Source organism: Actinomadura sp. NTSP31 (assembly GCF_041951385.1).
Taxonomy (GTDB): domain Bacteria; phylum Actinomycetota; class Actinomycetes; order Streptosporangiales; family Streptosporangiaceae; genus Spirillospora; species Spirillospora napierensis.
On the sequence record NZ_JBGNUT010000001.1, the window covers coordinates 392,753 to 407,076 of the forward strand.

General features: G+C 71.0%; 11 protein-coding genes. 5 read left to right on the plus strand and 6 right to left on the minus strand.

All coding sequences use genetic code 11. From position 1 onward, the window contains the following. Window positions 1-8 precede the first annotated feature (8 nt). From ACA514_RS01705 to ACA514_RS01730, 6 genes are all read right to left on the minus strand, one after another. Window positions 9-2,510 (minus strand): protein kinase, encoded by a 2,502-nt coding sequence (locus tag ACA514_RS01705; protein WP_375039158.1) that lies wholly within the window; start codon window positions 2,508-2,510, stop codon window positions 9-11. A gap of 165 nt (window positions 2,511-2,675) precedes the next feature. Continuing rightward, window positions 2,676-4,085, minus strand: a complete 1,410-nt coding sequence (locus tag ACA514_RS01710) for a cyclic nucleotide-binding domain-containing protein (protein WP_375039159.1) — start codon at window positions 4,083-4,085, stop codon at window positions 2,676-2,678. Between the two features lie 110 nt (window positions 4,086-4,195). Continuing rightward, on the minus strand, window positions 4,196-6,589 hold the full coding sequence (locus ACA514_RS01715; protein ID WP_375039160.1) for a tetratricopeptide repeat protein: 2,394 nt from the start codon (window positions 6,587-6,589) through the stop codon (window positions 4,196-4,198). Window positions 6,590-6,841: 252 nt separating this feature from the next. Then, window positions 6,842-7,816: an aminoglycoside phosphotransferase family protein gene (locus ACA514_RS01720; protein WP_375039161.1), complete on the minus strand. Its 975-nt coding sequence runs from the start codon at window positions 7,814-7,816 to the stop codon at window positions 6,842-6,844. A 212-nt stretch (window positions 7,817-8,028) separates the two neighbouring features. Then, entirely contained in the window at window positions 8,029-8,694 is a 666-nt protein-coding gene (locus ACA514_RS01725) for a phosphonatase-like hydrolase (RefSeq protein WP_375039162.1), read from the minus strand. Continuing rightward, window positions 8,691-9,452: a GntR family transcriptional regulator gene (locus tag ACA514_RS01730; RefSeq protein ID WP_375039163.1), complete on the minus strand. Its 762-nt coding sequence runs from the start codon at window positions 9,450-9,452 to the stop codon at window positions 8,691-8,693. Before ACA514_RS01730 ends, ACA514_RS01725 begins: the two co-directional genes overlap by 4 nt. Before the next feature lie 144 nt (window positions 9,453-9,596). Here ACA514_RS01730 and ACA514_RS01735 point away from each other — a divergent pair, with 144 nt between their 5' ends. Genes ACA514_RS01735 through ACA514_RS01755 form a run of 5 tightly spaced genes read left to right on the plus strand, consistent with a single transcriptional unit; the run spans window position 9,597 to window position 14,305 of the window. After that, window positions 9,597-10,712 (plus strand): TIGR03364 family FAD-dependent oxidoreductase, encoded by a 1,116-nt coding sequence (locus tag ACA514_RS01735; protein ID WP_375039164.1) that lies wholly within the window; start codon window positions 9,597-9,599, stop codon window positions 10,710-10,712. An 18-nt stretch (window positions 10,713-10,730) separates the two neighbouring features. Beyond that, window positions 10,731-11,639: a phosphate/phosphite/phosphonate ABC transporter substrate-binding protein gene (locus ACA514_RS01740; protein WP_375039165.1), complete on the plus strand. Its 909-nt coding sequence runs from the start codon at window positions 10,731-10,733 to the stop codon at window positions 11,637-11,639. Window positions 11,640-11,643: 4 nt separating this feature from the next. Next, complete coding sequence (locus ACA514_RS01745) at window positions 11,644-12,405, plus strand: phosphonate ABC transporter ATP-binding protein (RefSeq protein WP_375039166.1); 762 nt, start codon at window positions 11,644-11,646, stop codon at window positions 12,403-12,405. Continuing rightward, complete coding sequence (gene phnE / locus ACA514_RS01750; RefSeq protein ID WP_375039167.1) at window positions 12,402-13,235, plus strand: phosphonate ABC transporter, permease protein PhnE; 834 nt, start codon at window positions 12,402-12,404, stop codon at window positions 13,233-13,235. The genes ACA514_RS01745 and phnE overlap by 4 nt, the downstream gene beginning before the upstream one ends. Next, complete coding sequence (locus ACA514_RS01755; RefSeq protein WP_375039168.1) at window positions 13,232-14,305, plus strand: alcohol dehydrogenase catalytic domain-containing protein; 1,074 nt, start codon at window positions 13,232-13,234, stop codon at window positions 14,303-14,305. The genes phnE and ACA514_RS01755 overlap by 4 nt, the downstream gene beginning before the upstream one ends. Window positions 14,306-14,324 lie beyond the last annotated feature (19 nt).

A 14,324-nucleotide genomic window follows, 5' to 3' on the forward strand; every position in this document is an offset into this window, starting at 1 on the left:
AAGCTCCCCTAGACGCCGTATTTGTCGATCATTATCTCGCGCACTTCCTTCGTCACACGCTCGTAGTATTCGGACGCCGCGACACGAGGTGAGACGAATACACGGCAGACCCGGTTCTCGCGTATGTGCTGCTCCTTGATGTGCTCAAGGAAGGGAGTGTACGAACGCAATTCCTTGCCCTCCTCCGAGAGGAGGTCGTTGTACACGAAAACGCGCCCTCCTCGCTCGCCGGACGGGCGCTCACGCTCCTTGAGCGGTACGTCGACCAGGACCTCGCCGCTCTTCAGGTCACTGATGCCCGAGGTGTTCCGCACGACCTCCCGCAAATCCGCCTCAAGCTGGATGATCTCATCGAACCGCTTCTTCGTCAGCGCCGTGCTGATGTGCTCGCTGTCCTCCCTGTCCAGCCGGACGGTGGAGAACACGGTCTTGTAGACGCGACGCTCGCCCTCCAGCAGTCCGGCGATCGGATTCGACTCCTCCGGCCCGCGAACCGCCTGGAAGCCGTCGAACAGATGCCGCAGGCACGCGTCGTATTCCAGGAAGAAGGTCTGCTCAATGTAATCGGGCATCGAAAATATTTCGCGCTGGAGCAGCCGGGCGATCACGTACTTGATCATCGCTGTCGCGGCACGGTTGTTGTGATGCCAGTAGACCTGCCCGACCATGAGATTTCTGCTGACCGCGATGGACTGCGCGGCTGCGAGCCCCTTCTGCGTGATGGCCATCGTGGGCCTGTCGCGGATATCCGACAGGACCGGCATCCGCAGGGCGCCCAGGAGGCCGTCGAGGTCCACCCCGGCACCGAAGTTGACTCCCGAGCGATCAGCGTCCTCGATCAGGTACGACACCTTGTCGGCGTCGACGTCCGACGAGAGGACCGCGCCGAGGACGTGGTGGACCGCCCTGGTCTCCGGATAGGTCCCCGGCCGGTAGATCGCGTGGTGGATGCGCAGCATCGAATCGTAGGTCCTGGGCCCGAAGTTGTCCTGGACGAGCCGGGCCAGCGTCGGAGCGGGCTCCAGCCCGAGTTCCGCCTCGCTACGCCGGCGAGCGTCCTCGATCCGCCGGCCGTAGCCGCCCCGCACGGGAGAGTCGAACTCCGGGTCCATGACGCACCAGAACAGGTCGTCGTCGGAGGGGATGTCGAAGGGAACCTTCTTCCACGGCCCGACGGTCACATCACCTCGCTGGTTGCTCGCATAGTCCTCGAACATGTGGCTCAGCTGGTAATGGCCGACGTCATGGAGCAGGGCGATGAGGATCGTGGCCTCGAGGTCGGACTTCTCCGCCAGCAGGCGGAAGTTGGTGTCATTGAGGAGATGCGCCAGGTAGTACCTGGTGTTCCGCAGAACGGCCATCGAGTGGGCGAAGCGGGTGTGGGTCGCTCCCGGATACTTCATCAGCGTCATCTCGAGTTGGGGCACTCTCCGCAGGCGCTGGAAGAGTTTGTGGCTCACCAGCGGCGCGAGCCTCGGGGTGATGACCTCCCGTCCGGCCGAGGTCGGTACGGAGTACTTGAACTCGGCGGCGAGGCTCAACTCGGGGACCCCGACCGGCGCCAGATGCGCCCTGCGCAGCTTGTGCCAGTCGTCATGTATCCGGCGCACGCTCTCGTAGTACCCGTCGACCGGTGACTGTTCGATGTTCTGGATCATGCTCCGCAGCGCATGGAGCCCCTCGTCGCCGATCTCGTCACGGAACTTGGCAACGATCGCCGGCCGGGCGACGATCTCCTCGAACAGGACGCCGATCGCATGGATGTCGTGCAATGGGAACAGAGCCTGCACGGCCTCCTTGTCGACGACCCGGTCGCGATACTCTCGGTGCTTGGCGTGCAGGATCCGTCCCGTGGTAATGAACCGGACGCGGGCGGCCGGGTCCAGCGGCAGGAACTGCTGCCCTCCGTGTTCGACGTCCGGCACGAAGTGTGCCGTCCCCAGGTCCAGGACCACCGCCTCCGGTCCTGCCGGAGAACGTCGGCATCGGATGTTCTCCCACTTGATGTCAGCGTGGAGCACCCGCATCGAATGCATGTAGTCGACGGCACGGAGGACGTGGCAGACGAGGCGGTAGGCGTCTCGCGAGGACACCGTCTCCTCCTCCAGCGTCGGGACGAGTTCCCGTCCCTCGATGTGGTCGGTGACGATGTACTGCCACTCGGTCCCCGACTCGTCCCTGTGGGTGCCGAAGTCGTGAAGTCGTGCGATGTGCCCGTGAGCCAGCGTGGAGAGAAACACCCGCTCGCGGTTGAACGTGCTTTGGAAGTCGGTCTTCCGATAACCGGTCCGCCCGGAAAGGTAGTTCAGAGTGAGGAACTTGATCGCCCGTTTCTGCATTCCCCGGTAGGAGGCGAGGTAGACCGTGCTCGAACCGCCCGCACCGAGCGGTGTCGCGGGCGCACCGCCGTCCGGTACGGCGGCCGGGTCGGTGTGCTCCTCGTCGATGATGGTGTGAACGCTGTCTATGGCCTGTCCGAGGAGGAGTCTCAGTTCCGGATGGTCGACCATGGAATGCACCTTCGGTATCCATGCGGCCCGAACTCGGCCGCCTCGAAGGCGGCCCGCCACATGAGGCTCTTCGCAGCGAGCCGCAGCCTCGTTACCGTGCCTCCGGTTCCGCGATGCCTTGCCTAGGGGGACGGCCGCGATCAGGCGAGCGCGACGTCGGGCCGCCTATGTGCCGTTAATGAGCTTGTTGCCAGCCACGAGATCTCCGTCGACGTGAACGGTGCCATGGAAGTGCGTGCCGCTCGGCTGACCGGAAGCGGCCGTCTGAGGCGGTTCCGTCGAGGGCGGACCGACTCTGTCGGGGACGTAGATCCAGGCCGATATGCGCGATGATTTCACCTCGAAGTCGACCATTCTGAAAGAGGCCGCGTCCAACAGGCCGACATCGGAGCGAACCGCCGTCGTGTACACCGGGTCGGACGCCATGAACGCCAGATCCGCGCCGGTCCGTTCGAGGGCGTCGCGCAGCGGGGCGGCGTCGAGCATGCGGGCGGCGTGGATGATCGCGTCCCCGCTGAGCCCCTCTTCGTCCCATGTCACCCGGCCGGCGTGCAGCACCACGCGCAGGCGGACGCCGGTGGCCGGGCTCGCCCTGCGGTTGTGCCGGTGCAGGCCTACGCCAAGCCAGGCGATCAGGGGGTCGGCGACGGCGCGCGTGGGAATCTCCGGGGGCACGATCACCAGGACTCCGTCACCGCGGTCCTCGTGGTAGCACGAGGACCAGGACACGCCGGAATCCTCGAACGCACGCTGGAGCACGTCGTACAAGACGGTCCGCACCTCACGGCGGTCCGACTCGTTCCGGCAGGAGGCGCTGAACCCGGCCACGTCCGTGTAGAGGATCGAGCAGTGGAGCGACGACCATGCCGGTTCGGCCGGCCCACGGCACCGCTCGTCGAGGGTCTGCGCGTCCTCGACCGTCACCTGCCGGGGCGCCGTCGACACGACACCGTCGCGGCACCAGTCCTCGAGCACCTGGGCGACGTCCTTCCGCTTGGCGTCGACCCAGCGCGCCATGTCTCTACAGGACATCGGCAGGCTCAGCGTCGTCGCCGCAGAGGTCTGCTCACCGCGGCGGAACGCGAGCTCGCTCAGCAGGTAGGCCAGCCGGTGCTCCACCCCGGCCGGATCGTCGCCGAACAGTTGCTCGTCGTCCTCGACCAGCCTCTCCCGCTCCTGACCTTCCAGGATGCTCCGCACCCGGGGGCGGGCCCGCAGCCACTCCTGGAAGTCGGACGCCCGGAGCACGAGTCCTCGGACGGCACCGAGCGCGGTGACCGACGCCGAACGGGAACGCCGGGTCAGGGCGGCCCGTTCGCCGACGATGTCGCCGGGACCGCGGACCGTGACGATCTGCTCGTGTCCGTCTTCGTGCCGTGCCACCTTCGCCCAGCCCGACCTGATGACGATCACATGGTCGGAGTGCGCCCCCTCCTCGCAGAGCAGCGCGCCGCGCCCGTAGGTGCGGCTTTTGGCGGCGTCCTCGATCTCCTCGCGTTCCGCAGCGGTGAGGGACATCCAGAAGCTCTCCTTCGAAGGATGTTCCCAGCGACGCGCCGGCTGCCACCCCGCCATCCCTTTCCTCCTCCCGCGAACACGCTCCTGAAGGCATCGTCCGCCCACCCCGCGGAAGCCACGACGTCATGGAGCACAGTTCCCGTCTCCTCGCTCCCCTCCGGCTCGGGTCAAGCGGCCCCGAGGCGGCCGTGCATGACGAGGACGGCCGACGGATCGACGTCCGCCAGCAGGCCACAGGCCTCCTCCCAGTACGGCCGGGCGGCCCGTATCCCCTGGTACCGGGCGACCACGGACCCCGCGTGGGCCAAACGCCGCCCCAACGCGAAGGCGTTGTCGTACCTGCGCTCGATCGCGACGGCGCGTTCGGCGTACTCGATCGCCTTTCCGCCCCGGCCCATGTCCTCCCACAACGAGGCCATCGCTATGAAGGTCGTCGCCGTGCCGCGCACATCACCGATCTCCTGGCGCAGCACCAACTCGGCTTCGAAGTCGCCCATGGCCGCCTCGTGGTCGTGCGCGGAAGCCTTGATCTGCCCGAGGGTGTGACGCCGCAACGCGATCCCGTAGGGGTCGGACAGCTGCATGTCGATGCTGAGCGCCAGCCGGGCGTGCTCGAGCGCGCCCTCCACATCACCGAGCGCGAGGCGAATCCGCGCGAGGTTGTCCCTCGTGGCCGTCTCGCCGCGGCTGTCACCGACCCTGATCTGGATGAACAGCGCCTCCGTCGCCGGTTCCTCGGCCTCCTCCGGCCTGCCCAGGTGCCGGAGGACGTTGGCCATGCTGCAGAGCGCCAGGGCCTTGTCCTTCTGGGCGCCCAGCTGTTCGCAGATCGCCATCGCGCTCTCGGCCGCCTCCAGCGCCCGGCCGTGCAGCCCCATCCGGCAGTAGACCCGGGAGAGGTTCAGGAAGGACCTGGCCTCGCCGTAACGATCGGTGAGTTCCTGGCGGAGGTCCAGCGCCTCCAGGTCGCAGCGAAGAGCGTCCGTGCAGTGGCCCAGGCGCCGGTGGATGCGCGCGAGGTCGTTCAGGCAGTCGGCCTCTCCCCTGCGGTCGCCCAGCCGCTGCCGGATGAGCAGGGCACCGTGGATCAGCTGCCGGACCTGGTCGTAGTCGGAGCAGCGCCAGTAGACGCTGGCCAGGGTCGCCATGCTCTCGGCGACCGCCCATTGCTCCTCGCGGGCGACGAACAGCGCACGGGCCCGCTCCCCCACCCTGATGGCCTTCCCGTAGCGCCCCTGTTCCCTGTAGATGCAGGTCAGGTGGCGCAGCATGGTGGCCAATGCGACGTCGTCCTCGGCGAGTTCCGCGGCCTCGGCGCCGTACTGATGGACCTCCAGGTTCTCCAGGGTGTAGGCGCGCAGGTCGAGGAAGGTGAAGAGCGCCTCGGCGAGCTGCCAGGTGATCTTTCGGGAGCCGTTGAGCGCCGCCTGCCTCGTGGTCGCCACGAGCAACCGCCGTTCCCGTTCGTACCAGTCCAGGGCGTTCTCGAGGCTGGGCGGGCGGGGACAGGCACCCGACCGGGACCGCGGCCTGATCGCCTGCGCCATGTCCTGCGCCGTGTCGAGCAGCCAGTCCTGCAGGCGGCGCCGGGCCGCCGTCCGCTGCTGCGTGAGCTCCTCCGACCGCAGGCGTTCACATGCGTAATCGGCGAGGAGGTCGTGCAGGCGGAACCGCCCTGGCGCAGGTTGCTCGATCAGGTTCGCCAGAGCCAGCCCGCGCAGGATCTGCCGTGTCGTGGCGGCATCGCGGCCGAGCAGCGCCGTCACCGCGTCCGGCCCGAACTCCGTGCCCGCGACGAGTCCGAGGAGGCAGAACCCCCGCTTCTGCTCGAGGGTCAGCTCCCGGTAGGAGAAGTCGAACGCCATCCGTACCGCACTGGAGGAGAGGTCATCGTCGAGCGCGAGCGCCGATAGCCGGTTGCCCTCGCTCAGTTCGCGAACCACGTCGGCGACCGTGCTGTGCGGACGGACCCTCTGGTTGGCGGCCGCGAGGCGCAGGGCCAACGGCAGGTAGTCGCACTGCTCCGTCAGGTCGGAGACGGCCGCGGGCTGGGCGGACGCCTCGTCCTGCCCCAGCACGGCGGCGACGACCTCGAAGGCCTCTTCCGGGCGCAGCACCTTCAGGTCGAGGGTATGGACGCCGCTTGTCACGATCAGCCCGGGCAGCCGTTTGCGGCTCGTCACCACCGTCACGCAACGCGGGCCGGAGGCCAGCAGCGGATGCACCTGGTCGGAACCCGCGGCGTTGTCCAGGACGAGCAGCATGGCCCGCCGCGCGAAGTGCGAACGGAGCAGGGCGATCTGCGCTTCCACCTCGGCCGGCACCAGCTCACCCGGGACGCCGAGCCCGCGCAGCAGGCGGTCGAGGGCCTCCCGCGGCTCCATGGCCGCGTCCGCGCTGTGGCCGCGAAGATCCAGGAAGAGCTGCCCGTCGGAGAAGCAGGGCGCGACCGTGTGGGCCCACTGGACGGCGAGGGCGGTCTTGCCGACGCCCGGCATTCCCTGCAGGACGATGACGAGCGGCGCCCCGCCGCGCAGGGAGTCGCCCAGAAGTGCGTCCATGGCCGACAATTCGGCGTTTCGGCCACGGAAGCAGGGATCCTCACTCGGGAGCTGGCGGGGAAGCGCCGCAGCGGCCGGCCCAATGTTGACGATCTTGTTGCCGGCGATCGCGTCCCCGCCGAAACGGATCTCCCCGCCGGCGGGTGTGGCCGGTAACCCGTGTCGGTCGGCAGCTGCGACCATGAGATCTCTCCCAATGCCCGTCCCCTGTCGAGCAGATACCCCGCCACGAACCCGCCAAATCGGAACAAACTACTTCCAAGAGTGCGGATCCGTCAGCCCCGTGCGGCCGAGAGAACGGAACAGACGCACGCGCTCAGGCGTGCGACCGTTCAACAGCATGCGTCGCACCACGACGAAACCGAGCATCCACGCCACCGTCTCGGGCAACCGGACGCGGCGGGCGGTCAGGTACTCCCGCATGAACAGGCGCGTGGCCGCGACGTCCCCGGTCCGGCGGCACGGGCAGGGGCAGGTGACCATGAACTGCAGTGCGGCGAAAGCCGCGTCGTGCAGGTGGTGATCGTGGCGCGAGCGTTCCCAGTCCAGGACGTTGACCACCTCCCGGCCGCGGACCAGGACGTTCGCAGGCCGGTAGTCGCCATGGGTCACGCCCGAGAGCCCGGCCTCCTCGGCCGACGGCAAGACCTCGGCGGCGGTCGCGCGCAGCGTCTCCACGGCGGTGCGGAACTCGCGGCGGTCGTCCTCCGGCAGCCGCTCATGGCCGGACCGCGCCAGCAGGAGGTCGAAGCTGTCCATGACCCGGACGACCGACCAGTTCAGCGCGTCGGAAGCGTCGGCGGGGCCGATGACCGGAGCAGGGCAGTGCACACCGGTCTCGTGGAGGGCGGCGAGGGTGCGCGCGGAGCTGATGACGGTGCGCTCGTCGTGCCAGCTCTCGAACCCGTCATGCGGCGTGAAGGCCCGCAGGATCCAGTAGTCGTCGGCGCGCTCCACCGCCGGGTCGCCGGACACCGTGTCGACCGGCGGGCACGCCAACACGAAGCCCGCCTCCCGCAGCGCCGTCATGATGTGGAACTGGTGCCGGTAGTGCGGAACCTCGGTGCTGAAACCGTAGCGGGACAGTACGTAGCGGCGGCGGAGCGTGCGGACGAAGTGATGCTCGCCATGGTGTTTCACACGGGTGGTGCGCGCCGACCAGCGCATGCCGTAGTGGTGCCGGAGAATCCGGGACCACTCCCCGGAGATGACCGCCCTGACCTCCACGTTCAACCGCGTGCCGCCCTCGTCACGGTGCTCCCCCTTTTCGGGCGATGCTCGACGGTGGGCATCATCGCAGACCAGGTGCCTGATCGGGGGCTACACGCCGGGTCGGCAGGAATGGCGAGCAAATTGTCCGCTAGTTCGTTTCCCACGCACCGCTTTCCCCCGCGCCGCACAGGTGCGGCGGGTCCTCCTTCCAGGGCATCGGGGCGTGGTTACAGGAGGGTGGGGAGTTCTGCGGCGGACTTCAGGAGGTGGGTGTGGGGGTGGCGGCCCAGGTCGGTGGGGGTGGTCGCGCCGGTGGTGACCGCGACGACGTAGGCGGCGCCGGCGTTGTGGCCGGCGGCCAGGTCGTTGGGGGTGTCGCCGGCGGCGAGGACGCGGTGCACGCTCGTTACGCCGGCCAGCTCCATCGCGCGGAAGATCAGGTACGGGGCGGGGCGGCTCGCGGGGACCTCGTCGCTGGTGACGAGGCCGTCGACGGTGCCGGGGACGGTCCAGTGCAGCGCGTCCAGGATCGACTCGGCGATGTCGCGGGAGTAGCCGGTCTGCAGGACGACCTTCACGCCGGCGGCGCGCAGCTCCGCGATGGCCTCGGTGACGCCGGGGAGGGGCGTTGGAGGGACGTCCGCGTAGGCCTTGGTGAGGCGGCGGGTGAAGTCGGTGTAGACGGTGTCGGTGTCGGCGGCGGTTCCGGTCAGTTCGGTCAGCAGGCCGGCGGTGGCCTCGCGCTTGCTGGTGCCGGTCCAGCGGTGCAGGGCGTCCGCGGGGACCGGGCGGCCGATGTGGGCCGCCACGGCCTGGTCGAGCGCCGCGTACACCGCGCCGCCCTCCTGGACGGTGGTGCCGGCCATGTCGAGGGCGGCGAGTTCGAAGGTCACAGGGCTTCTCCCGTTTCGGGGACGGTGCGCACCAGCGCGAGGTGGTGCGCCCGTTCGTTGGCGATGGTGAAGGTGGCGCGGTCGGGGCGGTAGCGGTCGTCGCCGTACTCGACGGGACGGCCGTCCGCCAGGCGGGCGGCGCGGCGTTCGCGCAGGAGCGGGGCGCCCTTGGCGACGCCGAGCAGGCGGGCGTCGTCGGCGGGGGCGGCGATCGCGTCGATGGTGTGGGTGGCCGCGACGATCTCCACGCCGCGGGCCAGCAGGCCCGCGTAGATGGAGCCCGCGTCGGGATCGAAGTCGAACAGCAGCAGGCCGATGTCCAGGACGAACGTGCTGCGCTCCAGCATGACCGGCTCGTCGTCCAGCAGCCGGAGCCGCAGCACGTCGATGACCGGCTCGCCCGGCTCCAGCCCGAGCGCGCCGGCGGCGACCGGGTCGGCGCCGCGCCGGGCCAGCTCGATGGTGCGCTGCCCGGGCCGGTGCCCGGAGCGCTCGACCCACGCGGAGAAGGACAGGAACGTCTCGAACGGCTGGCCCATCGGGCGGCGCCGGACGACGGGGCGGCGGCCCTGGCCGCCCTCGATCAGGCCCTCGTTGCGCAGGGTGGACAGCGCCTGCCGGACGGTGCCGCGGGAGGTCCCGAACTCCGCGACGAGCCGGGCCTCGGACGGCAGCGGCTCCCCCACGGCGAGCGCGCCGGAGGCGATCCGCTCCCGGAGCGCGTCGGCGAGCTTGGCGTGCAGTGATCCCGACGGCATGGGCTGACCATACAAGGGTCGGCGGCGACCCTGTCAATGTGCGGAAGCGTCTTTGTTTTCGCAGGTGAACGGGCGGTTAACTTGTTTGTACAAGTCGTCCTGGGTGGTTGACGGGCGGTCCGCCGGGCCCCGAGTCTCGGGGCCATGACCCCCCTTCCTGCCACTCCCGTGGACCTGCTCGTGGTCGGCGCCGGCGTCGTCGGGCTCGCGCACGCCGTCGAGGCGCACCTGCGCGGGCTGTCGGTCGCGGTGGTCGACCGCGACGCGTTCGCGGCGGGCGCCTCGATCCGCAACTTCGGCCATGTCTGCGTGACCGCCCAGGACGGCGACGCGCTCCGGTACGCGCTGGCCGCGCGCGAACGCTGGCTCTGGCTGGCCGCCAAGGCGGGCTTCGGCGTCGTCGAGGCCGGCACGGTGGTGGTCGCGCGGCGGCCCGAGGAGATGGCCGTGCTGGAGGAGTTCGCGGCGGTGCGGGGCGTCGAGCAGGTCCGGATGCTGGACGCGGACGCCGTCGCGGGGCAGGCGCGGGTGGCCGGGGCGTTGGGCGGTGCGCATCTGCCGCTGGACCTGCGGCTGGACTCGCCGACGGTGATCCCCGCATTGGCCGGCTGGCTGGCCGGGCAGGGCGTTCCGATCGCGTGGCGCACCAGCGTGCTGTCGGTGGAGCCGGGCCTGGTGCGCACCTCGCGGGGCGACGTCCGGGCCGCCCGGACGGTGCTCGCGGTCGGCCACGACCTCGACCGGCTGCTCCCGGACGTCGCCGACGCCGCCGGGATGACCCGCTGCCTGCTGCGGATGCTGGAGGTCGCGCCGCCCGGCGGCGTCCGGGTCGCGCCGGGCGTGCTGACCGGGCTGTCGCTGCTGCGCTACGGCGGGTTCGCCGCGCAGCCGTCGACCGCCGCGCTGCGCGAGGCGGTCGCCGCGGAGGCGCCCGGGCTGCTGGACGCCGGGGTGAACCTGATGTTCACCCAGCGTCCTGGCGGCGCGATCGTGCTCGGCGACACCCACCACTACTCCCCCACCCATGCGCCGTTCGACGACGAGGAGACGGCGGGGCTGCTGCTGCGCGAGGGCGCGCGGCTGCTCGGCGCCCCGTCGCTGCGGGTGCTGCGGCGCTGGCGGGGCCAGTACGCCTCGTCGCCCGCCGGGGTGCTCGACGTGGAGGTGGCCGGCGGCGTCCGCGCCGTCTCGGTCACCTCCGGCATCGGCATGACCATCGCCCACGGACTGGCCCCCGCCGTCCTGGATTCGCTGTTCTGACCTATGAGAGGCCTTTCCATGCGCCGTTTTCGGCTTTCCGCCGCGCTGGCCGCGCTCGTCCCCGCGGCCGCCCTCCTGCTGACGGGCTGCGGTGACGGCTCGTCCGACGCCGCCAAGGGGTCCTGCCCCGGCGGCAAGATCCGTTTCGGCGTCGAGCCGTTCGAGGACGCCGCCAAGCTCACGCCCGCCTACAAGACCCTGGGCAAGGCCCTCGAGGCCAAGCTGGACTGCCCGGTCGAGGTGCAGATCGTCCAGGGGTACTCGGCCGAGGTGCTGGCGCTGCAGAACCGCAAGCTCGACATGGCGCAGTTCGGCCCGCTCGGGTTCGTGTTCGCCTCGCAGCGCACCGGCGCCGAGCCGGTGGTGTCCTTCGGCAACCCCGATCGTTCGGTGTCGACCTACAAGGCCGGCATCTGGGTGAAGAAGGACAGCCCGATCGGCACCATCGCGGACCTCAAGGGCCGCACCCTGGCCCTGTCGGACGCGGGCTCCACGTCGGGCGACGCGCTGCCCCGCTACGCCATCAGGAAGGCGGGCCTGAAGGAGACCGACGTCAAGCTGCAGTACGCCGGCGGCCACCCGCAGTCGCTGCTCGCGCTGACCTACGGGAAGGTCGACGCGGCGGAGATCAACACCCAGCAGCAGGCGACCTCGACGGACGGGCACCAGTTCGACGCCGCGAAGTACAAGCAGGTCTGGGCGTCCGACCCGATCCCCAACGACCCGATCACCGTGGCCAAGGGCCTGGACCCGGCGTTCAAGACGAAGCTGGTGTCCGCGCTGACCTCGCTGTCCCCGCAGGACGTGGCGAAGGCGGGCCGGTTCCTCGACGTCGAGCCGGGCCCGCTCGTCCCGGTGACGAGGCAGACCTATCAGCCGCTGTTCGACCTGGCCTCGACCCTCGGCCTCACCGAGAAGAACCTGTAGCGCGATGACCGCCAACGCGCTCACGGTCCGCGGCCTGCGCAAGTCCTTCGGCGGCCGCACGGTGCTGTCCGGTTTCGACCTCGACGTGGCCCCGGGGGAGGTGGTGGCGCTCCTCGGGGCCAACGGGTCCGGCAAGTCGACGGCGCTGAAGTGCGTGGTCGGTCTCGTCCGCCCGGACGAGGGGCGGGCCGGCGTGTTCGGTGACGACCTGCTCGACGGGTCCCGCGCGGCCGACCGGGCCCGCACCCGCGTCGCCATGGTGTTCCAGCAGATCCACCTGGTGCGGCGGCGCTCGGCGCTGGACAACGTCTGCGCGGGCGCGCTCGGCCGGCTGCCGCTGCGCCGCTCGTGGGCGCCGGTCGCGTTCCCCCGCGAACTGCGCGAGGAGGCGATGGCGTGCCTGGACCGGGTCGGCCTGGCCGACCGGGCGCACGAACGGGTCGCCGCGCTGTCGGGCGGGCAGCAGCAGCGGGTCGCGCTGGCCCGCGCCCTGTGCCAGCGCGCGGAGGTGCTGCTGGCGGACGAGCCGGTCTCGGCGCTGGACCCGTCGGCCGCCGAGAACGTGATGACCGTGATGACCGAGCTGGCCCGGGCGGAGTCGATCGCGGTCGCGGCGGTGCTGCACCAGCCGGACCTGGCCCGCCGGCACGCCGACCGCCTGGTCGGCCTGCGCGGCGGGCGGATCGCCTTCGCCGGGCCGGCCGGCGAGGTGTCCCAGGACCAGGTGTCCTCTCTCTATGTCGCGGACGAGGAGGTCCACTCATGAGCGTTCTCGTCACCGAACGCGCCCCGGAGCGGCTGCCGGTCCCGCGCAGGCGGCGCGGCCCCCGCACGCTCGTGACCGGCGGCGCCGTCATCGCGGTGCTCGTGGCGTTGCACGTCGCCGCGTGGATCGGCACCGACATGGACCTCGGCCTGCTCGCCGACGGCTGGCACGGCATGGTCCGCTTCGTGTCCGAGGCGGTCCCGCCGGATCTCGCCTGGGACCCGGTCGTCAAGGACGGCCTGCATGCCTGCCTGGTGACGCTGTGGATCGGGCTGCTCGGGACCACGCTGTCGATCCCGTTCACGATCGTGCTGTGCGCGCTCGGCTCGCGCGCCGTCAATGGCAACGCGGCCGTCTACCAGGCCGCGCGCGGGGTCATGTCGTTCCTGCGCGCCGTCCCGGACGTGGTGTTCGCGCTGATCTTCGTCACCGCCGTGGGGCTCGGCCCGTTCGCCGGCGTGCTCGCGCTGGTCTGCAACAACACCGGCGTGATGGGCAAGCTGTGGTCGGAGGCGATGGAGGAGGTCGACGACGGCCCGGCGCAGGCGCTGCGGATCGCCGGCGCGAGCCGCACCCAGCTGGTCGCGCACGCGGTGCTGCCGGCGTGCGTGCCGCAGCTGGTCGGGCTGGTGCTGTACCGGCTGGACGTCAACGTGCGGGCGTCGCTGGTGCTCGGCCTGGTCGGCGCCGGGGGCATCGGCTTCCTCATCAACCAGTCGATCCAGGAGTTCCGGTTCGACCAGATGCTCACCTACATCCTGATGGTGCTGGTCCTGGTCGTGGTGGTGGACCTGCTCAGCTCGTTCGTCCGGCGAAGGCTCGCGCCGTGACCGCCGATGCGGTCGCGATGGTCTGGCCCGGCGCGGGCGGGCGCCACCAGGCCGTGACGGCGCGCCCCGAGGAACCCGCCCCGGGCGAGGCGCTGGTCGAGGTGGAGCTCGCGACGATCTGCGGCTCGGACCTGCACACCGTCTCCGGGCGCCGGCCCGGGCCGGCGCCCGGAGTGCTCGGCCACGAGATCGTCGGACGGGTCGTCCGCCTCGGGGACGGGCCGCCCCCGCGCGACGTCCGCGACCGGGCCGTCGGCGTCGGTGACCGGGTCGCGATCGGCATCTACGCGGCGTGCGGGGAGTGCGTGCGCTGCCGCCGGGATCTGCCGCAGAAGTGCGAGCGGCTGTTCAAGTACGGTCACGTGCCGCTGGCGGAGGCCGGGCCGCTGTCGGGCGGCTACGCCACCCACGTGCGCGTGCGCGCCGGCACTCCCCTGGCCGTGGTGCCGCCGGACCTGCCCGCGGCACTGGCGGCGCCGCTCGGCTGCGCGACCGCGACGGCGGTCGCGGCCGTCGCCGCCGGGGGCGCTGGGGTGGGCGGCCGGAACGTCACGGTATGCGGCGCGGGACTGCTCGGCCTGCTGGCGACCGCGATGCTCGCCGACCGGGGCGCCGCCGTCACGGTCGTCGACCCCGATGCCGGACGCCGCGCGACCGCGAAGCTGATGGGCGCCGCGAACACCGTCGGCCTCACGGCGGAGCCGCCGCCCGCCGACGTCTACATCGAGTTGTCCGGCGCGCCCGCCGCCGCCCGGGACGCCGTCGCCCGCACCGCGACCGGCGGCACCATCGTCCTCGCCGGGACCGTCTCGCCCGGCGCGCCGCTGGACTGGGAGGCGCAGGACCTGGTGCGCGGCCTGCTCACCGTGCGGGGCGTGCACAACTACGCTCCCGCCCACCTCGCCGAGGCCGCCGCCTGGACCGAGTCCGCCGCCGCCCGGCTGCCATTGGACGCGCTGCTCGGCGCCGTCCACCCGCTGGAGAACCTGGACGCCGCGCTCCAGGAGGCCGCACGGTCCGGCTCGATCCGCGTAGGAGTCGCCCCTGGGGAAATCGATCAGGGCCGCTGAGCGTTGCACACAGTCAGCC